Raw genomic sequence first — 24861 nt, 5'->3', positions numbered from 1 at the left:
TTGTTTTCATTAAATTTTAGTTTCTTTATGTTTTAAAATGAGTTTGTTGCTTTCTTAAATAGGGCGTGTTTTTATTGCGTGTCAGGAATGATTGATTGGAAATTTTAACTTTTATGGATTTTTGCTCTGGTATTGGTGGAGGCCGTTTGGGCTTGGAGCGATGCCATTTAAAATGCGTAGGGCATGCAGAAATCAATCATGAAGCCCTTAGAACTTATGAATTATTTTTTAAAGATACCCATAATTTTGGGGATTTGATGCGAATCAACCCTAATGATTTACCCGATTTTGATGCGCTCATTAGTGGGTTTCCTTGTCAAGCTTTTTCTATCAATGGCAAAAGGAAGGGGCTTGAAGATGAAAGAGGGACGATTATTTATGGGCTTATTCGTATCTTAAAAGTCAAACAGCCCAAATGTTTCTTGCTTGAAAATGTTAAGGGCTTGATTAGTCATAAGCAACAAGAAACTTTTAAAACCATTATCAAAGCCCTACAAGAAGCGGGCTATACAACTCATTATCAAATTTTAAACAGCGCTGATTTCCAATTAGCCCAAAAGAGGGAACGCCTTTATATCGTAGGGTTTAGGAAGGATTTGAAACACCCATTTCATTTCCCTTTAGGTTTAGCCAATGATTATTGTTTTAAGAATTTTTTAGACACTGATAATGAATGCTATTTGGATGTGAGTAACGCTACTTTCCAAAGATACTTGCACAACCCATACAACCACAACCGGGTTTTTTTAGAGAATATCTTAACTTTAGAAAACGCCGTTTTAGACACAAGACAATCTGATTTAAGGTTGTATTTTAATGTTTTTCCTACTTTAAGGACTTCTCGGCATGGTTTGTTTTATACCCAAAAAGGCAAAATCAAAAGATTAAACGCTGTTGAAAGCTTGCTTTTGCAAGGATTTCCTAGGGATTTGATCGCTAAGATTAAAAATAATCCTAACTTTAAAGAAAGCCATTTATTATCCCAAGCGGGGAATGCGATGAGCGTGAATGTGATTGCTGCAATCGCACAGCAAATGTTAAAAGCGATTTAATAAGGGAGCTTTAAGGGGAAAATGATTTCAAAATACCCCTATCCCCTTAAGAAATTGAGTTTTATAATAAAACTAAAAATGGCATAGTATTTGCTTGAATACGGCTGAAACAAGAGCTAAAGGATTTGTTATGGTCGTTTTACATTCTCATTTAGAAAACGCGCTCAACCAATTGAAAGAATTGATTGATTTAACGGAGTGCGATATAAGAGACATCAAGCTCGCTAAACACACCGAAATTTTTGAAAGAAACCATCAAAAACAGCTAGCGATTCAAGCTTTTGAGAAAGAAAAAGCGAATATAGATGCACAAATGTTGTCTTTAAAAAATCAATTCCCTGATAAAGAAATGAGTGAATTATTAGACGAAAAAACGAGCGATTTTTTAAACCAAATGCGAGAGTCCTTGCTTGTTTTGAAAGAAAAAAACTTGATTTATTCGCGCATGGCGTTTGCGGTTTCTGAGTTTTATTCTTCGCTCATCCAACAAATCATTCCCCATGACACTTGCGATTATAAAGGCTCTAGGCATGTGGGGAGTCATTTTTTAAGAGTGCAGGCGTAAAATGGGCGGAATCTTATCTTCACTCAACACTTCTTACACGGGCCTGCAAGCCCATCAGAGCATGGTGGATGTTACCGGGAATAACATTTCTAATGCCAGCGATGAATTTTATAGCCGTCAGCGCGTGATTGCAAAGCCCCAAGCGGCCTATATGTATGGCACTAAAAACGTGAATATGGGCGTGGATGTAGAAGCCATTGAAAGGGTGCATGATGAGTTTGTTTTTGCTCGTTACACGAAGGCTAATTACGAAAACACTTATTACGATACAGAGTTTTCGCATTTAAAAGAAGCGAGCGCGTATTTTCCGGACATTGATGAAGCGAGCCTTTTTACGGATTTGCAAGATTATTTTAACTCATGGAAAGAATTGTCTAAAAACGCCAAAGACTCCGCTCAAAAACAGGCTCTCGCTCAAAAAACAGAAGCTTTGACGCACAACATTAAAGACACTAGAGAAAGATTAACGACCTTACAGCACAAGGCGAGTGAAGAATTAAAAAGCGTGATTAAAGAAGTCAATAGCTTGGGTTCTCAAATCGCTGAGATCAACAAACGCATTAAAGAAGTGGAAAACAACAAGAGTTTAAAGCATGCCAATGAATTAAGGGATAAGCGAGATGAGTTAGAATTCCATTTGCGAGAGCTTTTAGGGGGGAATGTTTTTAAAAGCAGCATTAAAACTCATTCGCTTACAGATAAAGACTCAGCGGATTTTGATGAGAGCTATAACCTTAACATTGGGCATGGGTTCAATATCATTGATGGTTCTATTTTCCATCCTTTAATGGTTAAAGAGTCCGAAAATAAAGGGGGTTTGAACCAAATCTATTTTCAAAGCGATGATTTTAAGCTCACTAATATTACTGACAAGCTCAATCAAGGGAAAGTGGGGGCGTTATTGAATGTGTATAACGACGGCTCTAATGGGACTTTAAAAGGCAAATTACAAGATTATATTGATTTGTTGGATTCTTTTGCTAGGGGCTTGATAGAATCCACGAATGCGATTTACGCTCAAAGCACGAGCCATCATATTGAGGGCGAGCCGGTGGAGTTTAATAGCGATGAAGCCTTTAAAGACACTAATTACAATATCAAAAACGGCTCGTTTGATTTAATCGCTTACAACACCGATGGTAAAGAAATCGCCAGAAAAACCATTGCTATCACGCCCATTACAACCATGAACGATATTATCCAAGCCATTAACGCTAACACCGATGACAATCAAGACAACAACACCGAAAACGATTTTGATGATTATTTCACAGCGAGCTTTAACAATGAGACTAAAAAGTTTGTTATCCAGCCTAAAAACGCTTCGCAAGGGTTATTTGTTTCTATGAAAGATAACGGCACGAATTTTATGGGAGCGTTAAAACTCAACCCTTTTTTTCAAGGCGATGACGCTTCTAATATCAGCTTGAATAAAGAATATAAAAAAGAGCCTACCACTATCCGCCCATGGCTTGCCCCCATTAACGGGAATTTTGATGTGGCGAACATGATGCAGCAATTGCAATACGATAGCGTGGATTTTTATAACGACAAGTTTGATATTAAACCAATGAAAATCAGCGAGTTTTATCAATTTTTAACCGGTAAAATCAACACGGACGCTGAAAAATCAGGGCGTATTTTGGACACTAAAAAGAGCATGTTAGAGACCATTAAAAAAGAGCAACTCTCTATTTCGCAAGTGAGCGTGGATGAAGAAATGCTGAATCTGATCAAGTTTCAAAGCGGCTATGCCGCTAACGCTAAAGTCATTAGCGCTATTGATCGGATGATAGACACTTTATTGGGGATTAAACAATAAGTTTTCTACCCATAGCGTTTTTATCAAACAAGCCTTATTAAACTTATTTTTTAAACTCTATTCATTTTAAAACTCATTAACGATAATGCTTAATAGCCATTATAAGCTATAAGCGAGAGGGTGTTTTGTAAAGCTTGTGTTATAATAACGATTATTGTTGATTGAAAGGAAAACAGATGAGACGGAGTTTTTTAAAGACGATTGGCTTGGGCGTGATAGCGCTCTCTTTGGGTTTGTTAAACCCTTTGAGCGCGGCGAGTTACCCTCCCATTAAAAACACTAAAGTAGGGTTAGCCCTTTCTAGCCACCCGCTAGCCACTGAAATTGGGCAAAAGGTTTTAGAAGAGGGAGGCAATGCGATTGATGCGGCGGTAGCGATTGGCTTTGCTCTTGCGGTCGTCCATCCTGCAGCAGGCAATATTGGTGGAGGCGGTTTTGCGGTTATCCATTTGGCTAATGGTGAAAATGTTGCCTTAGATTTTAGAGAAAAAGCCCCCTTAAAAGCCACTAAAAACATGTTTTTAGACAAGCAAGGCAATGTAGTCCCTAAACTCAGCGAAGATGGCTATTTGGCGGCTGGGGTTCCTGGAACGGTGGCGGGCATGGAAGCGATGTTGAAAAAATACGGCACCAAAAAACTATCGCAACTCATTGATCCTGCCATTAAATTGGCTGAAAATGGTTATGCGATTTCACAAAGACAAGCAGAAACCCTAAAAGAAGCAAGGGAGCGGTTTTTAAAATACAGTTCTAGCAAAAAGTATTTTTTTAAAAAAGGGCATCTTGATTATCAAGAAGGGGATTTGTTTGTCCAAAAAGATCTAGCTAAGACTTTGAATCAAATCAAAACGCTAGGCGCTAAAGGCTTTTATCAAGGGCAAGTCGCTGAGCTTATTGAGAAAGATATGAAAAAAAATGGGGGGATTATCACTAAAGAGGATTTAGCCAGTTACAATGTGAAATGGCGCAAACCCGTGGTAGGGAGTTATCGTGGGTATAAGATCATTTCTATGTCGCCGCCAAGTTCGGGAGGTACGCATTTGATCCAGATTTTAAATGTCATGGAAAATGCGGATTTAAGCGCCCTTGGGTATGGGGCTTCTAAGAATATCCATATCGCTGCAGAAGCGATGCGTCAGGCTTATGCGGATAGATCGGTTTATATGGGAGATTCTGATTTTGTTTCGGTGCCGGTGGATAAATTGATTAATAAGGCGTATGCCAAAAAGATTTTTGACACTATCCAGCCAGATACGGTCACGCCAAGCTCTCAAATCAAACCAGGAATGGGGCAGTTGCATGAGGGGAGCAACACCACGCATTATTCTGTAGCGGACAGGTGGGGGAATGCAGTCAGCGTTACTTACACCATTAACGCTTCTTATGGGAGCGCTGCTAGTATTGATGGGGCAGGATTTTTATTGAACAATGAAATGGATGATTTTTCCATAAAACCAGGAAACCCTAATCTCTATGGTTTAGTAGGGGGCGATGCGAATGCGATTGAAGCCAATAAACGCCCTTTAAGCTCCATGTCGCCTACGATTGTGTTGAAAAACAATAAGGTTTTTTTGGTGGTGGGAAGCCCTGGAGGGTCTAGGATTATCACTACAGTGTTGCAAGTGATTTCCAATGTCATTGATTATAACATGAATATTTCTGAAGCGGTCTCAGCCCCAAGATTTCACATGCAATGGTTGCCTGATGAATTAAGGATTGAAAAGTTTGGCATGCCCGCTGATGTGAAAGACAACCTCACTAAAATGGGCTATCAAATCGTTACTAAGCCGGTCATGGGCGATGTGAATGCGATCCAAGTTTTACCTAAAACTAAGGGGAGCGTTTTCTATGGTTCAACGGATCCAAGGAAAGAATTTTAATCCTATTTAGCCTTATTTTTTTGGGAAGGGGGACTTTTTTAGCGAGAAAGTCTTAAATTTAGTTTTAAAATTCATAAAAATAGTGTAAAATTTCTCATTACAAGAGATGATATTAGATCTAAAATGGTGTATGCAGAATGGAGTTTGAGAATGTTTGCTGGTTCTAGAACGCATGCAGTTTCTTTTTTTAAGATTGGTAGCTATTGACATTATGTTTGATCTTATTAAAGCAGAGGAGTAACAATGGGATACGCAAGCAAATTAGCCTTGAAGATTTGTTTGGCAAGTTTATGTTTATTTAGCGCTCTTGGTGCAGAACACCTTGAACAAAAAAGGAATTACATTTATGAAGGGGAGGAAGCTTATAATAATAAGGAGTATGAGCGAGCGGCTTCTTTTTATAAGAGCGCTATTAAAAATGGCGAGCCGCTTGCTTATGTTCTTTTAGGGATCATGTATGAAAATGGTAGGGGTGTGCCTAAAGATTACAAGAAAGCGGCTGAATATTTTCAAAAAGCGGTTGATAACGATATACCTAGAGGGTATAACAATTTAGGCGTGATGTATAAAGAGGGTAGGGGCGTTCCTAAAGATGAAAAAAAAGCCGTGGAGTATTTTAGAATAGCTACAGAGAAAGGCTATACTAACGCTTATATCAACTTAGGCATCATGTATATGGAGGGTAGGGGCGTTCCAAGCAACTATGTGAAAGCGACAGAGTGCTTTAGAAAAGCGATACATAAGGGTAATGTAGAAGCTTATATCCTTTTAGGGGATATTTATTATAGCGGAAATGATCAGTTGGGTATTGAACCAGACAAAGATAAGGCTGTTGTCTATTATAAAATGGCGGCTGATATGAGTTCTTCTAGAGCTTATGAAGGGTTGTCAGAGTCTTATCAGTATGGGTTAGGCGTAGAAAAAGATAAAAAAAAGGCTGAAGAATACATGCAAAAAGCATGCGATTTTGACATTGATAAAAATTGTAAGAAAAAGAATACTTCAAGCCGATAACTCTCAAACTTGGGCTTGATTCAAGGATTTTTGTTTTATTTTAAGTAGCATGCGTTTTTTGAACAATTGATTTGAAGCGATAGATTAAAGATATTGCATTTTTCATGACTAAGTGGCTTCCTACCAAAAACTTTAGCTAAAAAACATTGCTTGCTATAACCTTGCTTTGTTTGTCTCGCCTAAATATTCTCTTAACAAACCTCTAAATTTACCAACTCCAAACAATAGCGAGCGGGTTTCATAAGCTTTTTAAAAACGACGCTAAGATCGCCGAAAGCCTAAAACCCGCTATTACGAAAAACTTAAGCCAAGGTTTAGCGACCACTTTAAGCGGAGCGTTAAAATACCAATGGACTAAATTCACGCTAGGAACACTATACAGGAACGCACCCGATCGCATTTTAGGAGTGAAGTTACCTAAAGCCCTAAACGAAGCCACCGCAGGAGCGGCCTTAAAGTATCACATTAAAAGAGCGCTTGAGAGAAGCCACTCTATAAGCGATTTTAGTAAAAATTTAGAACTAAGCGCCCAAAACGCTAAATTTAGCAACAACACGCTTAAAATCATTGAAGAGCTTACTAATGGCGTTAAAAGCGCGAGCGAAGAGATCAAAACAAAAGCGTTTGATTTTTCTAATCAAAAACTCACTAACGAGCAGATCAAAGAGTTATTAAATAACACAGAAATCCCTACAAGCGGGAGAGACGCGATCACTTTTGGAGTGAATAACCTAAACCCTGAAATCGTTGAATTTTTACACAAAAACAACAAAAAAATGATTATAGAAAAAGCCTCTAACAAAGAATTAGAGCTTTTAAAAGACGCTAACTTTAAGCACCCTGAAAACATAAGAGCGAGTTTAGATCATGATGCTATCGCTCATATACTTAAAAGGCATGGCGTTAATTCTGTTAATGTTAAAAATGGTGAAATCCCTGTTACGAACGAAGACATAGCGAATTATAGATATATCATTAATAACGCTGATGCAATTATTAGGACTTTAGACAAATACGATAAAGAAGCTATAACGGCGTTTAAACAAGTTAATGGCTATGCGGTAGTGGTAGAACAAGCGATCAATAAGAAAAATGAATTAGCTTTAAAAACAATGTATAAGAACAATGGGAGTTATAAAAATAATGAAGTCTATAAAGAATTTTCAAGCACCTCACTCGACGCTGATGCGAAGGTGCGCCATAGGTTGAGTTCCTATAGTGGTGCTACAGAGAATAATACACCAAAACCGCTAACAGATCAAGAGGATTTATTAAAAACAAGCGAAAATTTAAACGAAACCACACAAGAAGTTAAGAATTTAAGCCCACTAGAGCAAGCCAACGCCGAAAAGCTTCTTAAAGAACAACGCGCTACAACCCCACTCAAAGAGTTTGGCACTAATTACCCCGAGTTTGCTTTAAAGCCAAAAGAAGCGTTAGAGAAACTATTGCAAGAGAAAAACGGACAAGTTGCAGGCACAGCTTACAGGGACGATTTAGGAGGGATTGATTTTGTGTGGGGCAAGGATGGAGAGGATGGCTACGGATTAGCGCACATCTTAGAAAAGAGAGAAAAACAATACACAAGATTAGGATTAAATGCAGAGCAAATTAAAGAAAGAACAGATGAGCTATTAAAATCTATCCCTGAAGTCATTGAGAACGGAACGTTATTTAAAGACGATTTAGGGCGCATTAGCGTGGAATTAAATAACATAAGAGTGGGGCTAAAAAACACATGGGATAATAACAATCTAAATAATCATTTTGTGGTTACTAGCTATGAGAGAGATGAAAAAGTATTAAGGGAGTTAGAAACCAAACCGCCACTTTCTAACGATTACAAAGACAATAGCAACTATAGTGCCTTAAACCTTAATGAAAACAATTCTACTAAAGAAGGCCTAACAAGTCAAGAAACGCCTCTTTCTATATTAGAAAAAAGCCAACTAGAAAAGGAAAAGAAACTAGAAAGCGAAAGATTAGCTAAAGCAGAAAAAGAACGTGCTCAAAAGATTAAAGATAAAGAACAAGCCGAATTGAGAGATAAAATCAGAGCGCAAAAAAACGCCACGCTAGGTAAAAGCGAATTAGACAGAGAAATCGCCAAAAGTGAAAATATACCCTATAAAGAGCTAGAAAATGCCCCTAAAACGAGCGTTAGCTTAAACGATGACGAGATATACCCCTTAAAGTTTGTGATCGTCAATAAGAGCGATTTAAAGCCCAATTTCAAAAACACTGGCACGCAAACACGCACCGCAGTGGATAGCAAGAAAGTAGAAGAGATAGCCAAGCGCTTTGATCCTAAATTGATTGTAGGGCGCGGGGGTTTTGATGATTTGCCCATTATCTTAACAGACGGGCAAGTTATCGCAGGCAACCACAGGATACAAGGCATGCTGAACTTCACCGCAGAGAGCCGAAAAAAATACGAACAAGCGATTAAGCAGAACTTCAACATTAGTTTAAAGCCTAATGAGCTTTTAGTGCGCATGCCAGAGCAGGAATTAAACGACAAGGAGATCCTTAAATTAGCGAGCAAATCTAACGAAAACCGAATAAACAGCTTTAGCGATACGCTTTTGAGTGCGATGAGCAGTTATAACGACAAATTGAAACATTTACCGCATAAATTTGAAAGCGACAGCGTGGAGAATTTAGCCAATCAGGTTGCAAGAGTGTTAGAAAGAGACGCTAAACACCCAAGCGCTAATCAAGTGGAAAACGCTAACCTTTGCCTTTTGAGTCATTACGCCAGAAACACCCCAAATAACAGCTTTTTAGAAGTGTTTGATAACGCTTATAAAAACCTAGACAGAGAACAATTTAAAGCGTTTAAGGAAATGTTTGCCAATAACAGCGCGAATTTTCATAATCTCAATAACGATACCATGATTAAAAATTTCACGATTTCACCTTATCTAACCGATGCACTAGACACTACCGCTAAAATGCTTAAAAGCGGCAACAGATTTGATAATTTTTCTAAGTTAGCGCATGACATTGACTACTTAGTCAATAGCACAGATGAAAACGGCATGAATGCTTTCATTAAAGAAAATAAGGACGCTTACAATAGCCTAATAAGCCAATTATTAGGGAGTTCCTTTGCGCGCTTTTTGCGCCTTGAAAATCCTAGTGCGCAGTTCTATAACTTTTTAGTAAAAGCTAAAGAACAAATGATAGAAAACGCATCCAATGTTTTCACAGGAACGAGTAAGCCTATTAGCCAAATAAATATATTTGATTTCATTAAATACGGCATTGAAAGCGGTAGAAGCAGTAAGGAGAGCAGTGAATTATTAGATCTACTGCCAGAGTTAGAAAAAAAGTTTAACGCCCATGAGAAGTTTTTACAAGGATCTAAAAAATGAATTATCCTAATTTGCCTAACAGCGCTTTAGAAATCACCGAACAGCCAGAAGTGAAAGAAATCACTAACGAGCTTTTAAAGCAATTACAGAGCGCTTTACATAGTAACGCGCTTTTCACCGAGCAAGTGGAATTAAGCCTTAAAGGGATTGTTAGGATTTTAGAAGTGCTTTTAAGTTTGGATTTTTTCAAGAATGCGAACGAGATTGATAGCAGTTTGAGAAATTCCATTGAATGGCTTAATCACGCCGGCGAGAGCTTAAAAAACAAAATGAAAGAATACGAGCGCTTTTTTAGCGAGTTTAATACGAGCATGAAAAGCAACGAGCAAGAAGTAACCAACACCCTAAACGCTAACGCCGAGAACATTAAAAGCGAAATTAAAAAGCTAGAAAATCAATTGATAGAAACCACGACAAGACTTTTAACGAGCTATCAAATCTTTTTAAACCAAGCCAGAGATAACGCTAACAACCAAATCACAGAAAACAAAACCCAAAGCCTTGAAGCGATCACCGAAGCGAAAACGAACGCTAATAATGAAATAAGCAACAATCAAACGCAAGCGATAACTAACATTAACGAAGCCAAAGAAAGTGCTACAACGCAAATAAACGCCAATAAGCAAGAAGTTTTAAACCACATCACGCAAGAAAAGCAACAAGCTACAAGCGAGATCACCGAAGCGAAAAAGACCGATCATTATCAAAACATTGATTTTTTTGAGTTTGAATAAGGCTTGTTAAAAACCACTATAATACCCCTAAAAAATGCGAGTTTAAAGATGCTTTTATTTGATTTAAAAAGCCCTTATCCACCAGCAGGCGATCAGCCCCAAGCCATAGAAGCTTTAACAAAAAGCTTGAGAAATAACAACCATTATCAAACTCTAGTGGGGGTTACAGGGAGCGGTAAGACTTATACGATGGCCAATATCATCGCTCAAACCAATAAACCCACTTTGATCATGAGCCATAATAAGACCTTATGCGCGCAGCTTTATAGCGAATTTAAGGCGTTTTTCCCTCATAATAGGGTGGAGTATTTTATCTCCCACTTTGATTACTACCAGCCTGAAAGCTATATCCCTAGAAGGGATTTATTCATTGAAAAAGACAGCTCTATTAACGATGACTTGGAGCGTTTGAGATTGAGCGCGACCACTTCGCTTTTAGGTTATGATGATGTGATCGTGATAGCGAGCGTTTCGGCTAATTATGGTTTGGGTAACCCTGAAGAATATTTGAAAGTCATGGAAAAAATCAAAGTGGGCGAGAAGCGCGCTTACAAGAGCTTTTTATTAAAGCTAGTGGAAATGGGTTATAGCCGTAATGAAGTGGTGTTTGATAGGGGGAGCTTTAGAGCGACGGGGGAATGCGTGGATATTTTCCCCGCTTATAATGACGCTGAATTTATCAGGATTGAATTTTTTGGCGATGAGATAGAAAGGATTGCTGTCTTTGACGCTTTAGAAAGAAATGAAATCAAGCGCTTGGATTCTGTCATGCTTTATGCGGCCAGTCAGTTTGCCGTAGGGAGTGAGAGGTTGAATTCAGCCATTAAAAGCATTGAAGATGAACTCGCTTTAAGATTGAAATTTTTTAAAGAGCAGGATAAAATGCTTGAATACAACCGCCTCAAACAACGCACCGAGCATGATTTAGAAATGATTAGCGCGACCGGTGTGTGTAAGGGCATTGAGAATTACGCGCGCCATTTTACGGGTAAAGCCCCTAACGAAACGCCTTTTTGCTTGTTTGATTATTTAGGGATATTTGAGCGGGAGTTTTTAGTCATTGTGGATGAAAGCCATGTGAGTTTGCCGCAATTTGGAGGGATGTATGCAGGGGATATGAGCAGGAAAAGCGTTTTAGTGGAATATGGTTTTAGATTGCCTAGCGCTTTAGACAACCGCCCTTTAAAGTTTGATGAATTTATCCATAAAAATTGCCAGTTCCTTTTTGTGTCCGCTACGCCCAATAAGCTCGAATTAGAGCTTTCTCAAAAGAATGTCGCTGAGCAAATCATTCGCCCTACAGGGCTTTTAGACCCCAAATTTGAAGTGCGAGACAGCGATAAGCAAGTCCAGGATTTATTTGATGAAATCAAGTCAGTGGTGGCCAGAGGTGAAAGGGTGCTAATCACCACGCTCACTAAGAAAATGGCAGAAGAATTGTGTAAATATTATGCTGAATGGGGCTTGAAGGTGCGTTACATGCATAGTGAAATTGATGCGATTGAAAGAAATCACATTATCCGCTCTTTAAGGCTTAAAGAATTTGACATTTTAATAGGGATCAATCTTTTAAGAGAGGGGTTGGATTTGCCTGAAGTCTCTTTAGTAGCGATCATGGATGCGGATAAAGAGGGGTTTTTAAGGAGCGAAACAAGCCTCATTCAAACCATGGGGCGAGCCGCTAGAAACGCTAATGGCAAGGTTTTATTATACGCTAAAAAGATCACTCAAAGCATGCAAAAAGCCTTTGAGATCACGAGTTACAGGCGCACTAAGCAAGAAGAGTTCAATAAAATCCATAACATCACCCCTAAAACCGTTACGCGCGCTTTAGAAGAGGAGTTGAAATTAAGAGACGATGAAATCAAAATCGCTAAAGCTTTAAAAAAGGACAAAATGCCTAAAAGCGAAAGGGAAAAAATCATTAAAGAATTGGATAAAAAAATGCGAGAATGCGCGAAAAATTTGGATTTTGAAGAAGCGATGCGTTTGAGAGACGAAATCGCTCAATTAAGAACGCTTTAAACGCTATCGCTTAAAAACTGTGCTTTAAAAACTATAAGTGTAGTTGAAATAAACCGAGTAATTGCGCCTGAAATCAACTTGATACAACAAGCTGTTGATCCCGTATTCTAAAAATCGTAAAACTTTTAAGACATTTTCACTATTATTGCTAATGTTATTCATGGAATAATAGTGGTTAAAATAATAAGTAGGGATTTTAATCCCAAAGCCAAATTGGTTGCGCTTATTCCCTAAACGAACCCCTAAATCCACCAAAAACTGGAAGCCGTTTGAATTCACTTTCCCGCCAAAAGTGTTTTGAAGAAGCGTTTGATACAATAACGCATCGCTCAATTTGTCATACACCCCGGCAAAAGCAACTCCCAGATTGAACCCAGCAAAAAACTTATCCCCATTATAAGCGTTAAGCAATAAATCCATATAAGTGCCGTAAGTGGAAATGATAACAGACTGCGATTCTTTTGGGCCATAAAGAGAGGCGCTCAAATCATAAAACAGCCCCCACCTGAAGCCAAACCACTTCGTTTCTTCATGCTTACCCACCCACTTATAGCCCACTTGAACGCCAAGACCATTAGACACATACGAATTTTTAAAAACAGGGCTTAGACTATCGCTGAAAATAATCTGACTCTTATTGAATCGTTGGGATAAATTCAAGTTGCTAGAGTTGTGCTGAATGCTCCCCAACTGATACCCAAGCCCCAGATAAAACGCCGATCTATCCGCATAGCGTTTGATAGGCGAAACCACCTTTTTATTAAAAAAAGTGTAATCCCCTTTAGTCAAAACATCTTTAAAGCTCTCTGCATTAAGCGCATAAAAAAGCCCTAAAATTAACCATAACGCTCGTTTCAAAAAAGCCCTTTGATTGAAATTTTAATTTTTTACAAATTGGTTTTAAACTTTATTGTATCGTTTTAAACTTTATTAAACTCGTTTTCTTAAGGGGATAAGGGGTATTTTGAAATAATCTTCCCCTAAAACCCCCAAAAAAACCCTAACCTTTCAAGAGCGTTTTTTTAAGAGGTTATCGTTTGATTAAAATCAAGCTTTTTGATTATATCTATTCTAAAAACGCTTTGAGTTTTTTTAAATTCTACAATCAATAATCCATAAGAACAAAGCCAAAAAATTTTAGGCTAAAAACGCGCCTTATTCAAACACCCTTTTAAAAATCGCTCCCACATTTTTAGTGTAATAGCTGTAATCAAAACATGCTTTGATTTCGTCCTCGCTCAAATATTTTTTCAAGCGTTCATCATTGAGTAGGGCGTTTAAAAACAAATTTTCATCAGCGTTTTTAAAAGCGCCTTGTTGCAAAACCTCCCATATTTTCATCGCATTTTCTTGCACGATAGAATAGCTTTCTTCTCGGCTCAAACCTTTTTTGGGCAATTCCAATAACACCCGTTGCGAAAAAACTAACCCCCCACTCAAAGCTAAATTTTTAAGCATGTTTTTAGGATAAACCACCAGATTTTCAATCACGCCATTCAAGCGGCTGAGCATAAAATCGCTAGTGATAAACAGATCGGGCAGCGCAAAACGCTCCACAGAGCTATGGCTCATGTCCCTTTCATGCCATAAGGCGACATTTTCTAACATAGGGGTAGTAAAAGAGCGAATCACCCTACAAAGCCCGGTGATATTCTCGCTCAATATGGGGTTTCTTTTATGGGGCATTGCAGAGCTCCCTTTTTGCCCTGTTGAAAAAGCTTCTTCCACTTCATAGACTTCACTGCGTTGCAAATGGCGGATATTGACAGCGATTTTTTCACAACTACTCGCCAAAAGAGCCAGATCGCATGCAAGCCTAGCGTAGCGGTCTCTTTGAATGACTTGATTGCTGATATTGGCGGTTTTTAAGCCTAAAAATTCGCACGCTAATTCTTCTAATTCTAAGGGGGCGTGCGCGAAATTCCCCATAGCCCCACTGATCGCTCCCACGCTGATAAATTCCATCGTTAAATCCAAGGCTTTTAAATGCCGTTTGATTTCATCAGCAAAAAGGGCTAACACTAAGCCAAAAGTAATGGGCTCGCCAAACACCCCATGGCTTCTGCCTACCATTAGCGTGTCTTTATGCTCTAAAGCCCTATTTTTAAGGGTTTCATAGAGGTTTTTAACGCCTTTTTGAATGAGTTTTAAGCTTTTGGTCATCAATAACGCCATAGCCGTATCAATGCAATCGCTAGAAGTGATCCCATAATGAAAGAAGCGGGATTCTTCGCCCAAGCTTTCAGCCACGCAAGTGGTGAAAGCGATTAAATCATGCTTAGTGGTTTTTTCAATTTCTTTGATGCGCTCAAGATTGAATGCCGCTTTTGAGCAGATTTTTTCACAATCGCTATCTTGGATTTGCCCAAGCTTGTTCCACGCCCTAACGACAGCTTTTTCCACTTCTAAATAGGTTTCAAACTTGGTTTGCTCATTCCATAGGGCTTTCATTTCTTCATTCGCATAGCGTTCTAACACCGACAATCCTTAAAATCAAAATGGGATTATGTTACTTTAAAGGGGTTTAAAAAGTCAAGGGGGAAAATCGCACAAGACGCAAAAAGCGCCTTGATTTAATGGAAGAGTTATACTTTAGCTTCTTCTCTGCGTTGCAAGTATTCCCAACGCTCATTCACATCTTTTTGCAATTCTTCAATGATGTGTTCGTTTTCCTTTTTGAAAAGGTGTTTGAAGCGCTTTTGAGCCCCTAAATAATCCCTTACAGGAATGATATTTCTGGGGCGGTAAGTGATTTTCAATTCCCTGCCATTAAAGACTTCAAACAAGGGGAACATCAAACTATCCACAGCCATATCCGCTAATTCAATGGTCTTATTGGAATCAAATTTCCATTCAGTCGTGCATGGGCTAAGAGCGTTGATAAAGCAAGGCCCTTCAGTGTCTAGCGCGGTTTTAATCTTTTTATTCATGTCTTTCCATTTGTTAGGAGAGAGTTGCGCTACATAAGGGACCCCATGGCTTGCCATGATATTGACGATGTCTTTTTTCTTTTCTTTTTTACCAAAGCTAACTGATCCCGCTGGCGTGGTAGAAGTGCTAGCCCCTAATGGCGTAGATCCGCTTCTTTGACCGCCGGTATTGGCGTAGTTTTCATTATCCAAGCAAATGTAAGTCATGTCATGCCCTCTTTCCATGCAACCGCTGATGAATTGAAAACCAATATCATAACTAGCCCCATCGCCTCCAAACGCCACGAATTTCGGTCTTTGACCTTGATAGCGACCCTTATTCACTAAAGCCTTATACATCGCCTCAACCCCCGAAATAGCGGTAGAGCCATTTTCAAAACCGATATGAATCCAAGGCACATCCCATGAAGTGTGCGGGTACACAGCCGAGCATACTTCTAAACAACCGGTAGAATTGCCTAAAACAATAGGCCCATCTACAGCGTTTAAAACTTCGCGCACAATGATGCCATGCCCACAACCCGGGCAAAGCAAGTGCGAGCCTTGAAATTTCTCAGCACTTTGGCTAAAACCTTTGAGTGTTTTGACTTCTTTTACCATGATATTTCCTTTTTAAAAAAAGCTCATTTTAGGGCCACGCAAGCCTACGAATTGTTGGGTAGGGTGCGTGAGCGTGCCTTTAAGAGCGTCTTCATTGATTTCTTCAAAAATCTCGCATAAATGCGCGATCGTCATGTCCCTTTCGCCTAAACCATAAATGTAGTTAGACACCACGGGGTGTTTAGTCCCTTGCGTTTGATACACCGCGCTCGTTACTTCATTAAACATCGCCCCCATAGCGCCCGCTGGAGAGCTCTTGTCTAAAATCGCTAGAGCCTTAAGATTTTTCAAATCCTGCCCCAATCTTTCATAGGGGAAAGGGCGTAAGGAATGGATAGTGGCCACGCCAGCCTTAATGCCTTTTTTACGCATTTCTTTAGCCGCTACGATAGCGGATTCATAAGTAGTGCCTAACGCAAAGATAGCGATTTCAGCGTCTTCTAGCTGGAAAGTTTTAGTCAAATGGTATTGTCTGCCTGTGAGTTTAGCGAAATCATTAAACACTTCTTCAATCACAGAAGACGCGCTCATGATGGCATGGTGGAGTTGGGCTTTATGCTCATAATGCCATTCTTCTTCAGCTTGCGCGCCATAGCTTACCGGTTTATTAAAATCTAAAAGGGAATGTTTGGTTTGGTATTCGCCTACGAATTGATAGGCCACTGCATCGCTCAAAGGGCGGACATTTTGCACGGTGTGCGAGCATAAAAAGCCATCTTGATTGACGATAGTAGGCACGCGCACCTTTTGGTGTTCTGCGATTTTAAACGCCATTAAAGTGAAATCGTAAGCTTCTTGGGGGTTGCATGTGCATAAACTGATCCAGCCAGAATCCCTGCTTAAATACATATCAGAATGATCGCCATGGATGTTTAAAGGGGCCGCTAAAGCGCGATTGACTAAATTCAAAACGATAGGCAAACGCATGCCAGAAGCCTGGTATAAAACCTCTACCATTAACGCTAAGCCTTGAGAGCTAGTCGCAGTGCTAACTCTCCCACCGGCAGCCGCAGCTCCCACGCATGCGCTCATGGCGGCATGCTCAGATTCCACTAAAACAAACTCGCCATCAACATAGCCGTTATCCTTAAACGAGCCATAATTTTGCACAATGGGCGTTGAAGGGGTGATAGGATAGGCTGCGATGACATCAATTTGAGCCTGTCTCAGGGCGTTAGAGCTAGCGGTATTGCCATCCCACACTTCTATCTCTTGCAATTCGATACTTTTTGCCATATTTTTTCCTTATGATTTTTTCTTTTCTTGTTTTTGCGGCCATTGAGTGAGAGCGGTGGCAGGCTCAATTTGTTCTTCAAACATCCATAGCGATTTAGGGTTAGTGGGGCAGACATCCACGCACACGCCACAGCCTTTACAATGAGAATAATCCACGCCCTTTAATTTGCCCTCTCTTGAAAGAATGGCAGCGTCTGGGCAATAAACCCAACAATTAAAGCAATTGATACAAATAGTATTGTTATGCACAGGCTTAGCCACGCGCCAATGAGCCACTGAAGTGGTGAAGTAACTTTGCTCAGTGTAATGGCGCTCATCATTGTGTTTTTCCATTTCGCTTTGCGCGTTCTTTTCAAAAGGGAAGAGCACCGCTCCCATTTCAAATTCATTCCAATCTTTCATCTTTAATCCTTAATGTTATTGAACTTCTTCATAAGCTCTTTGGATAGCGAGCATGTTAGCGTCAATGACTTCTTGCGTGAGTTTTTTGCCTAAAACTTTTTTAAAAGCTTCTTTAAAAGCCTCAATTTCAAGCATGCCAGACACTTTCATTAAAGCCCCTAGCATGGGCGTGTTGGGGATAGGGCGTTTTAAGGTTTCCATAGAGATTTTTAAACAATCCACCAAAAACACCTTACGGGTTTTTAATTCAGGTTTTTTTTCAAACAATTCTTCTTTGTTAAGGTAGCTAGTGATGATATAGGTCGTGTCTTCTTTTTCGTTAGCGAAAATGTTCTCAATGAAAACCAAACCAGGGTCAATCACTAGCACATAATCCGGTTGCATGAAGCGTTCATGGTTTAGAATAGGCTCATCATCAATGCGGTTATAAGCCATCATAGCAGCCCCCCTTTTAGCTGAACCATAAGAAGCGAACGCTTGCACTTCTTTGCCTGTTTTTGAAATCACATCAGCTAGCCCTTTAGCGCCGGTGATAGCGCCTTGACCAGCTCGCGCATGCCATCTAATTTGAAACATGGTAATATGTCTCCTTAATATCGTATAAAATAAATTGAATTTAGCCCAAATATTATACAAGAAAAACTATTAATGTGTCTTATAACAATATCTTTTTAGGAATTTTTATAGGAAAATGGGGGCATACCTACAAGAATTATGGCTATTTTATGGCTATTTATTCTAAAAAGATAGGCGTTCTTAATCAAAACCACTAATATTTATTTTAAACTTTGTTATTATTTAAGGTGTGATTTGATTTTAGTCTGTATGGGGCAAGTGTGGGGCAGGATAACAAAAGGAATTGGGTTATGAATAAAACAACGATTAAAATATTGATGGGCATGGCGTTATTATCATCGCTTCAAGCCGCAGAGGCAGATCTTGATGAAAAATCAAAAAAACCTAAATTTGCGGATAGGAATACGTTTTATTTAGGGGTTGGGTATCAGCTTAGCGCAATCAACACATCTTTTAGCACCGAGTCTGTAGATAAATCGTATTTCATGACCGGCAATGGCTTTGGTGTGGTGTTAGGGGGGAAATTTGTGGCTAAAACGCAAGCTGTAGAGCATGTGGGTTTTCGTTACGGGTTGTTTTATGATCAGACCTTTTCTTCTCACAAATCCTATATTTCTACCTATGGTTTAGAATTTAGCGGTTTGTGGGACGCTTTCAATTCGCCAAAGATGTTTTTAGGGTTGGAGTTTGGCTTAGGCATCGCTGGGGCGACTTACATGCCAGGAGGGGCTATGCATGGGATTATCGCTCAAAATTTAGGCAAAGAAAATTCGCTTTTCCAATTGCTTGTGAAAGTGGGTTTTCGTTTTGGCTTTTTCCACAATGAAATCACTTTCGGGTTGAAATTCCCTGTCATTCCTAACAAAAGAACTGAAATTATTGATGGCTTGAGCACGACTACTTTATGGCACCGCTTACCGGTCGCTTATTTCAATTATATCTATAATTTTTAGATATGGTTATTTAGAGGTTTTAGATTTGACAAAATCAATCAACTCTCTTGTGTCTATGGTTAGGGTTAAGAATTGCTGATAAGTGGTGATCCACTTGCCCCCTTTCCCATACAAATGATACCCATCGCCCCCACCTAAAAAGTTAAAAAACGCATCCGCTCGCACGCTTATCCATTTATTTTTATAGACATAATAAAGCCCTATCATGTCAAAATTAGGGGCTCTATACCATGGCAATCCGGTATAAAGGGATTGGCCATAAGTGGCATAAAAATGCATTTGGGGTTTGTTGGAAAAATAGTATCTGTTAAAGATCCCAAAGCCTTTGTATTGCGCTTGGGCGTAAAATTCCCCCCCAAAGCTGTTATAAAATTGAGCGTTTTTGCACTCGCTAGCATAACGCACGCAATAATGGGTTTGAGACGACTGCGTGCCAAAGGTCATAAAAATATTGTCCATATAAGGCATGAGATTTTTAAAATCCGCTTTTAAATAAGCATGATAATAAACCCTGTCTAAAATGGTAGGGTTAGAGTATTTCCCTATTTCTCCGCCTTGTGGGTTATCTTTTTGGCTGAAATAAGGGTAGCCATTAGGCCATTGTGGGGTTGCATCGCCTGGTTTTAAGTAAGAATTACCGCCGTAAGGGTAATTATCTCCCATGCTATGATGGCTGGCGTTATGAAAAATGACAAGCTGCCCCCCTAAACCTAAATACCCTTTAAGAAACTGAAATTCTGAAGAAACAAAATACAAGAATTGATCAAAATCGTAATTTTTCTTTTTGGGCTGGTTGTTCCAATTACGCCCCCCATACCAATCAACAACGCCCTCAAACCATCCATTCCACCAGCGGTTAGGATCGTAAGCTGGTTTGAATTGGAATGCTCCTCCTCTAAAAGTGGGGTCTATAAACCAAAAAAGTTTTTTAAAAGCGCTTAAAGGGTAATGCCCTATTTGATAGCTTCGCGGCACAATGCCTAAAAAAAATCTCAAATTTTTCCCTATGTATTGGTAATACATGGTAACCCCCCACGAATAAGGGAAATAGCTATAATGCATGTGTAAATTTTGGATAAACCACGCTCCAAACATCAAGGCCTGTCTTTTGTCCAATTGAACGCCAATTTGAGGCATGAGACGACCTTGCATTTTGGTTAGGCTATTCCAATAGGGGTTGTTAGCTGGGGCCACTAAATTGAAATTAAAGCTCATGAACTTCAAGTCATAGACAAAACTAGCCGCTTTTATTAAGGGTGGTATTAAAAAACCTGAAATTAACAACGCATAAAGAGATTTTTTTAAGAAAATCAAACTAAAACACAGCCCCTTTCATCAACGCCTTTTAAAAATGGTGGCAAAAATAAGGTAAAATTTTAAATTAATTTGCTTTAAAAACAACATAAAAACCAAAAACAGAACCCTTTCAAGTTCTGTTTTTTTTTTGGATAAAATAGCCATTAAAAAAGGGTGTTTCATTTTTCATGACTTCAGCTTCAAGCCATTCTTTTAAAGAACAAGATTTTCATATCCCTATCGCTTTTGCTTTTGATAAGAATTACCTCATTCCTGCGGGCGCGTGTCTTTATTCCTTGCTAGAAAGCATCGCTAAAGCCAATAAAAAAATCCGTTACACCCTACACGCTTTAGTGGTAGGCTTGAATGAAGAAGATACAGCAAAGCTTAATCAAATTACAGAGCCTTTTAAAGAATTTGCTACTTTAGAAGTAAAAGATATTGAACCTTTTTTAGACGCTATCCCTAACCCTTTTGATGAGGATTTCACCAAGCGTTTTTCTAAAATGGTGTTAGTGAAGTATTTTCTAGCGGATTTATTCCCCAAATATTCCAAAATGGTGTGGAGCGATGTGGACGTTATCTTTTGCAATGAATTTAGCGCTGATTTCTTAAACATTAAAGAAAATGATGAGAATTATTTTTATGGGGTTTTGGAAGTTGAAAAGCACCACATGATGGAAGGGTTTTTGTTTTGTAATTTAGATTACCAACGCAAGAAAAATTTCACCTTAAGAATGCATGATCTTTTAAAGGGGAATGAGGCTAAAGGGGAGTTGGATTTTACGAAATGGTGTTGGCCCAATATGAAAGCTTTAGGGGTTGAGTATTGCGTTTTCCCTTGGTATTACACCATTAAAGATTTTTCTAATGCGTATTTAAACGAGAATTACAAGAAAACCATTTTAGAGGTGCAAGAAAACCCTACTATTATCCACTATGACGCTTGGTGGGGGGCGGTGAAGCCTTGGGATTATCCTTTTGGTTTAAAAGCGGATTTGTGGCTGAACGCTTTGGCTAAAACCCCATTTATGAGCGACTGGATTGATTCGATCGCTAGGGTGGAAATAGGCAGTGAAAAATGGCATCGCTACCACAGTATCGTTGCCTATCACTACTACTTTCCCCTATGGAAGACTGAAGAGCAGATCGCCCATGACGCGCTCAAGACCTTTTTAGACCATTATTTTTCGCGCATCCATGCCACAATCAAGCAAGAAAATCTCGGAATGTTCTTGAACCACTACTTCTCGCATGCCCATACAGAGATCAAAGAAAACTCCCTTGAAGCGTTCTTGAACCACTACTTCTCGCATGTTTATAGGCTCCCTAAAAATGCACGAAAGAAACTCTTTAGGGTGTTTGTCAAACACTGCATCCTCATACCACTCAAGAGCCTTGTGGGTAAGACTCTGCGATTCTTAAAACTCCATGCACTGGTGAAAAAATCCTAATCCAACTCAAGCTCTTAAAAAAGAGCTAGAGCCAAAACCTTTAATCAAACGATTTTTTCATGTCAATCACATAACGGAATTTCGCTTTCCCATGGGTTAGGTTATGATAAGCGGTGTCAATATCCTTGCCTAAAATCAAATCTATTTCAGGGTAAATATTGTGTTTGATAGAAAAATCCATCATCTCTTGGGTTTCTTTAATGCCCCCAATCAATGAGCCATAAACCTTGCGATTGCCCAAATGGATAAATTCAAAAACATTGAGTGCTGGAGCAACTTCTACAGGAGGGAGCCCTACAAGGGCTAATTCGCCACTATAAGTTAAGAGCTTGAGGTAGTCTTTTAAATTATAATGGGTAGGAATGGTTGAAATGATAAAATCCAATTCTTCTTTGCATTGTTTGGGGTCCGTGTAGAAATGTTTAACTCCCATGCTTAAAGCGTCCTGCTTTTTGTGTTCGTTTCTTGCAAAAACGCTCACTTCAGCCCCCATAGCCACAGCGTATTTAACCGCCATGCTTCCTAGCCCGCCAAACCCAGCGACGCCAACTTTTGTGCCTTTAGTAACCTTAGAAAATTTTAAGGGCGAATAAGTGGTGATGCCCGCGCAAAGCAAGGGGGCTACTTTTTCTAAAGGAGCGCTTTTATCCACGCTAATCACATAGTTTTCATCCACGACAATATTATTAGAGTATCCGCCCATGTGGGGTTCGTTGCCATGGAAAGAATCCAAACAATCATAAGTAAATACCACTTTGGCGCAAAATTGCTCTTGGTGTTCTTTACAGGGCTTACACGCCTTACATGAATTGACAAAACAGCCCACGCCCACCACATCGCCAACCTTAAATTTCTTAACTTCCTTACCCACTTCTTTGATGACCCCAGCAATTTCATGCCCAGGAACCATAGGGTAAATGCCTTCTTTCCATTCGCTATAAGCGCTATGAATATCGCTATGGCAAATCCCTGCATAAAGAATGTCAATCAGCACATCTTTAGGGCCTACAGCATGGCGGCTAAAATCATGGGGCTTGAAATGCCCGTCTTTAGAAAAAATAGCAAAACCTTTAGATGGAACTCTCATAAAAACTCCTTGTTTCATTAAAATACCGCTATTGTATCGTTTTTATGGTTTGCTTATGTTTCTATAGGTTTAACTAATTTTATAGCTGTTGGTTATATGGTAGCGTTGTTTGGCATGCTCTAAACGCACCCCTTACACTAATCGCTTTTATCTTAAGCGGCTACTATTTGCTAAATTTTATCATGCAGTAAGTAATTCTCTAACGCAATGCCTGCCCCATCAAGTCCGGGAGTTTTTTTCAGCACGACATGCACAGGGATAGAAGCGAGAAACGCTCCCATGCGCCCTTTCGTTTCAAAACGCGCTCTAAAGGGCGAAGTTTTAAAATAATCAATGAATCGTGGGATAATCCCCCCACACAAATACACGCCCCCTCTAGCCCCCAAAGTGAGAGCCACATCAGCAGCGAGCGTGCCAAGCATGGAGCAAAAAGTGTCCAAGGTCAATCGGCATATAGGGTAATCCCCATTCAAAGCGCGTTCGCTAATGATTTGCGGGGTTAATTCAGCCTTGCTTAACTTCGCCACTTTTTCTAAGCCTTTGCGTTTAGACAGGGCTTCATAAATCAGCACCAGACCGCTCCCGCTCAAAAACCTTTCCGCGCTCACATGGTTGAATTTAGAGCGGGCGTATTGCCACACTAAAATTTCTAAATCATCAAAAGGGGCAAAGCTCACATGCCCTCCTTCGCCGGGCAAGACTTTCAAAGAGCCATCGCTATTTTGGATAAGAGTGCTTACCCCAAGCCCGGTTCCTGGCCCTAAAATCGCTTTAGGGGCGTTGATCTCGCACTTAATCCCGCCTATTTGGGCCAGATCGTTTTCTTGCATCGCGCTAATGGCATAGGCTTGCGCGACAAAATCATTGATGACAAGCAATTTTTTTAAAGTCAAACATTGCCGTGTCGTTTCAATAGAAAAAGTCCAATGGTTGTTAGTCATTTGGACAAAATCCCCCATAATGGGCGTAGCCACAGCAAAAGAGCCATAAATAGGGTGCAGTTTAAGGCTTTCTTTGCATTTAGAAAGGTAAAACCGCACCGCATCGCTCAAGCTTTCAAAATCTTCGCACCGCAAGACTTCAATGCATTCAATCTGTCGTGGGGCGACTTCCAAACCAAAGCGCGCGTTCGTGCCGCCAATATCGGCTAAGAGTCTTGGGTAAGTTTCAGTTTTTGGCATAAAACACCTCCGTGGTAACTTTTTTAGAATGTAAAATCCGAGCAATCGGCAGAGAATAGGGGGCGTTTTCTTTTAAAGCCTTTTCTAAAACCTCCCTTTTTTCTACTCCGCTAATGCTTAAGAAAAGTTTTTCGCAATTTTCTAAGGCGTTGATAGACATGCTCAGGCGCTCATAAGGAGCGTTAATTGGCTTAGTCAAAACGATATTTTCTTTTTCTTCGTTTAAAAAAGCGCTCGTTTCGGGAAAAAGGCTAGCCGTATGCCCATCAGTCCCCATGCCCAAAATGGCTAAATGGGGCTGTTTGAAATGCTGGTTAGCAAAATGAAAAAGTTCGTTTGTATCGCTAGAAATCTTTTTGGGCAAAAGCGGGGTGAAAGAAGCTTTTAAGGCGTTATTTTGCAACAAGTAATCATGCAATAATTTGGTGTTGCTATCCTTGTGGCTTGTGTCTATAATGCGTTCATCTACTAAACTGATTAAACACGCATGCCATTTGAGATCTAAAACGCTCAATTTTTGCAACAAGCTAATGGGCGAACGGCCTCCAGAAAAAGCGATAGAAACTTGATGATGCTTTTTTAAAGCGGCGTTAAAAAATTCTTTAAAACGCTCTGTTAAAGCCCTGTGGCAATCTTTCAAATTTTCAAATTCAAACAATTGATAACCCATGAAATCC

General features: G+C 39.6%; 20 protein-coding genes and 1 pseudogene. 10 read left to right on the top strand and 11 right to left on the bottom strand.

Going from position 1 to position 24861, the window contains the following annotated elements; all coding sequences use genetic code 11:
• Positions 1-113 precede the first annotated feature (113 nt).
• The 5 genes from AYS37_RS05625 to AYS37_RS05605 all read left to right on the top strand — a co-directional run bounded on the left by AYS37_RS05625 (position 114) and on the right by AYS37_RS05605 (position 6333).
• Entirely contained in the window at positions 114-1052 is a 939-nt protein-coding gene (locus tag AYS37_RS05625; protein ID WP_025445981.1) for a DNA cytosine methyltransferase, read from the top strand.
• Between the two features lie 130 nt (positions 1053-1182).
• Positions 1183-1617 carry a hypothetical protein gene (locus AYS37_RS05620; protein ID WP_000260886.1) on the top strand — a complete coding sequence of 145 codons (435 nt, stop codon included), beginning with the start codon at positions 1183-1185 and terminating at the stop codon, positions 1615-1617.
• Position 1618: 1 nt separating this feature from the next.
• On the top strand, positions 1619-3439 hold the full coding sequence (flgK, locus tag AYS37_RS05615) for a flagellar hook-associated protein FlgK (protein ID WP_000508865.1): 1821 nt from the start codon (positions 1619-1621) through the stop codon (positions 3437-3439).
• A gap of 176 nt (positions 3440-3615) precedes the next feature.
• The gene (ggt, locus tag AYS37_RS05610; RefSeq protein ID WP_001254493.1) at positions 3616-5319 is read left to right on the top strand and encodes a gamma-glutamyltransferase; all 1704 of its coding nucleotides are present in this window, start codon (positions 3616-3618) and stop codon (positions 5317-5319) included.
• A 243-nt stretch (positions 5320-5562) separates the two neighbouring features.
• A complete protein-coding gene (locus AYS37_RS05605) occupies positions 5563-6333 on the top strand; it encodes an HP1117 family Sel1-like repeat protein (protein ID WP_000540111.1) in 771 nt (256 codons plus the stop codon).
• Between the two features lie 238 nt (positions 6334-6571).
• Here the strand turns inward: AYS37_RS05605 and AYS37_RS08665 are convergent, their stop codons facing one another.
• Positions 6572-6772, bottom strand: coding sequence for a hypothetical protein (locus tag AYS37_RS08665; protein ID WP_080023698.1), 201 nt, complete (start codon positions 6770-6772; stop codon positions 6572-6574).
• Between AYS37_RS08665 and AYS37_RS05600 the strand changes: the two genes are divergently transcribed.
• Genes AYS37_RS05600 through uvrB form a run of 3 tightly spaced genes read left to right on the top strand, consistent with a single transcriptional unit; the run spans position 6741 to position 12469 of the window.
• Positions 6741-9710: a DUF3519 domain-containing protein gene (locus AYS37_RS05600; protein ID WP_000775279.1), complete on the top strand. Its 2970-nt coding sequence runs from the start codon at positions 6741-6743 to the stop codon at positions 9708-9710. The two genes, AYS37_RS08665 and AYS37_RS05600, sit on opposite strands and share 32 nt — an antisense overlap.
• Entirely contained in the window at positions 9707-10444 is a 738-nt protein-coding gene (locus AYS37_RS05595) for a hypothetical protein (RefSeq protein ID WP_001108947.1), read from the top strand. Before AYS37_RS05600 ends, AYS37_RS05595 begins: the two co-directional genes overlap by 4 nt.
• A gap of 48 nt (positions 10445-10492) precedes the next feature.
• Positions 10493-12469, top strand: coding sequence for an excinuclease ABC subunit UvrB (gene uvrB / locus AYS37_RS05590; RefSeq protein ID WP_000923857.1), 1977 nt, complete (start codon positions 10493-10495; stop codon positions 12467-12469).
• 24 nt (positions 12470-12493) lie between these two features.
• On the opposite strand, the gene AYS37_RS05585 is transcribed toward uvrB, so the two are convergent.
• The 6 genes from AYS37_RS05585 to AYS37_RS05560 all read right to left on the bottom strand — a co-directional run bounded on the left by AYS37_RS05585 (position 12494) and on the right by AYS37_RS05560 (position 18213).
• Entirely contained in the window at positions 12494-13327 is an 834-nt protein-coding gene (locus tag AYS37_RS05585) for an outer membrane protein (protein WP_000816844.1), read from the bottom strand.
• 297 nt (positions 13328-13624) lie between these two features.
• On the bottom strand, positions 13625-14947 hold the full coding sequence (purB, locus tag AYS37_RS05580; protein ID WP_000893890.1) for an adenylosuccinate lyase: 1323 nt from the start codon (positions 14945-14947) through the stop codon (positions 13625-13627).
• 107 nt (positions 14948-15054) lie between these two features.
• Complete coding sequence (locus AYS37_RS05575; protein ID WP_000238175.1) at positions 15055-15999, bottom strand: thiamine pyrophosphate-dependent enzyme; 945 nt, start codon at positions 15997-15999, stop codon at positions 15055-15057.
• A gap of 12 nt (positions 16000-16011) precedes the next feature.
• On the bottom strand, positions 16012-17235 hold the full coding sequence (locus AYS37_RS05570) for a 2-oxoacid:ferredoxin oxidoreductase subunit alpha (protein ID WP_001129858.1): 1224 nt from the start codon (positions 17233-17235) through the stop codon (positions 16012-16014).
• 9 nt (positions 17236-17244) lie between these two features.
• Positions 17245-17637, bottom strand: coding sequence for a 4Fe-4S dicluster-binding protein (locus tag AYS37_RS05565; RefSeq protein WP_000656179.1), 393 nt, complete (start codon positions 17635-17637; stop codon positions 17245-17247).
• Positions 17638-17652: 15 nt separating this feature from the next.
• Positions 17653-18213, bottom strand: coding sequence for a pyruvate flavodoxin oxidoreductase subunit gamma (locus tag AYS37_RS05560; protein WP_000486454.1), 561 nt, complete (start codon positions 18211-18213; stop codon positions 17653-17655).
• A 290-nt stretch (positions 18214-18503) separates the two neighbouring features.
• Here AYS37_RS05560 and AYS37_RS05555 point away from each other — a divergent pair, with 290 nt between their 5' ends.
• Positions 18504-19166 (top strand): outer membrane protein, encoded by a 663-nt coding sequence (locus AYS37_RS05555; RefSeq protein ID WP_001874693.1) that lies wholly within the window; start codon positions 18504-18506, stop codon positions 19164-19166.
• Positions 19167-19172: 6 nt separating this feature from the next.
• Here the strand turns inward: AYS37_RS05555 and AYS37_RS05550 are convergent, their stop codons facing one another.
• On the bottom strand, positions 19173-20480 hold the full coding sequence (locus AYS37_RS05550; RefSeq protein WP_000576595.1) for a hypothetical protein: 1308 nt from the start codon (positions 20478-20480) through the stop codon (positions 19173-19175).
• Between the two features lie 170 nt (positions 20481-20650).
• Here AYS37_RS05550 and AYS37_RS05545 point away from each other — a divergent pair.
• Positions 20651-21945: pseudogene (locus tag AYS37_RS05545) on the top strand (glycosyltransferase family 8 protein).
• 11 nt (positions 21946-21956) lie between these two features.
• Here the strand turns inward: AYS37_RS05545 and AYS37_RS05540 are convergent.
• From AYS37_RS05540 to pgl, 3 genes are all read right to left on the bottom strand, one after another.
• Complete coding sequence (locus AYS37_RS05540; protein ID WP_001265759.1) at positions 21957-23003, bottom strand: NAD(P)-dependent alcohol dehydrogenase; 1047 nt, start codon at positions 23001-23003, stop codon at positions 21957-21959.
• A gap of 170 nt (positions 23004-23173) precedes the next feature.
• Entirely contained in the window at positions 23174-24184 is a 1011-nt protein-coding gene (locus tag AYS37_RS05535; protein ID WP_001126887.1) for a glucokinase, read from the bottom strand.
• Positions 24171-24854, bottom strand: a complete 684-nt coding sequence (pgl, locus tag AYS37_RS05530; RefSeq protein ID WP_000542234.1) for a 6-phosphogluconolactonase — start codon at positions 24852-24854, stop codon at positions 24171-24173. Before pgl ends, AYS37_RS05535 begins: the two co-directional genes overlap by 14 nt.
• Between the last annotated feature and the right edge of the window lie 7 nt (positions 24855-24861).

Source organism: Helicobacter pylori NQ4053 (genome assembly GCF_000274605.1).
GTDB classification, from domain to species: Bacteria; Campylobacterota; Campylobacteria; order Campylobacterales; family Helicobacteraceae; genus Helicobacter; species Helicobacter pylori_CV.
The sequence above is the reverse complement of the archived record's forward strand: the minus strand, read 5'-3'. Positions and strand labels throughout refer to the sequence as shown.

What these genes read in the sequence shown, in the direction of transcription:
- AYS37_RS05575 (WP_000238175.1), bottom strand. Translation starts at nt 15,999, where the DNA reads ATGGTAAAAGAAGTCAAAACACTCAAAGGTTTTAGCCAAAGTGCTGAG.
- AYS37_RS05535 (WP_001126887.1), bottom strand. Translation starts at nt 24,184, where the DNA reads ATGCCAAAAACTGAAACTTACCCAAGACTCTTAGCCGATATTGGCGGC.
- AYS37_RS05540 (WP_001265759.1), bottom strand. Translation starts at nt 23,003, where the DNA reads ATGAGAGTTCCATCTAAAGGTTTTGCTATTTTTTCTAAAGACGGGCAT.
- AYS37_RS05555 (WP_001874693.1), top strand. Translation starts at nt 18,504, where the DNA reads ATGAATAAAACAACGATTAAAATATTGATGGGCATGGCGTTATTATCA.
- AYS37_RS05625 (WP_025445981.1), top strand. Translation starts at nt 114, where the DNA reads ATGGATTTTTGCTCTGGTATTGGTGGAGGCCGTTTGGGCTTGGAGCGA.
- AYS37_RS05570 (WP_001129858.1), bottom strand. Translation starts at nt 17,235, where the DNA reads ATGGCAAAAAGTATCGAATTGCAAGAGATAGAAGTGTGGGATGGCAAT.
- AYS37_RS05620 (WP_000260886.1), top strand. Translation starts at nt 1,183, where the DNA reads ATGGTCGTTTTACATTCTCATTTAGAAAACGCGCTCAACCAATTGAAA.
- AYS37_RS05595 (WP_001108947.1), top strand. Translation starts at nt 9,707, where the DNA reads ATGAATTATCCTAATTTGCCTAACAGCGCTTTAGAAATCACCGAACAG.
- pgl (WP_000542234.1), bottom strand. Translation starts at nt 24,854, where the DNA reads ATGGGTTATCAATTGTTTGAATTTGAAAATTTGAAAGATTGCCACAGG.
- AYS37_RS05565 (WP_000656179.1), bottom strand. Translation starts at nt 17,637, where the DNA reads ATGAAAGATTGGAATGAATTTGAAATGGGAGCGGTGCTCTTCCCTTTT.
- ggt (WP_001254493.1), top strand. Translation starts at nt 3,616, where the DNA reads ATGAGACGGAGTTTTTTAAAGACGATTGGCTTGGGCGTGATAGCGCTC.
- AYS37_RS05560 (WP_000486454.1), bottom strand. Translation starts at nt 18,213, where the DNA reads ATGTTTCAAATTAGATGGCATGCGCGAGCTGGTCAAGGCGCTATCACC.
- flgK (WP_000508865.1), top strand. Translation starts at nt 1,619, where the DNA reads ATGGGCGGAATCTTATCTTCACTCAACACTTCTTACACGGGCCTGCAA.
- uvrB (WP_000923857.1), top strand. Translation starts at nt 10,493, where the DNA reads ATGCTTTTATTTGATTTAAAAAGCCCTTATCCACCAGCAGGCGATCAG.
- AYS37_RS05605 (WP_000540111.1), top strand. Translation starts at nt 5,563, where the DNA reads ATGGGATACGCAAGCAAATTAGCCTTGAAGATTTGTTTGGCAAGTTTA.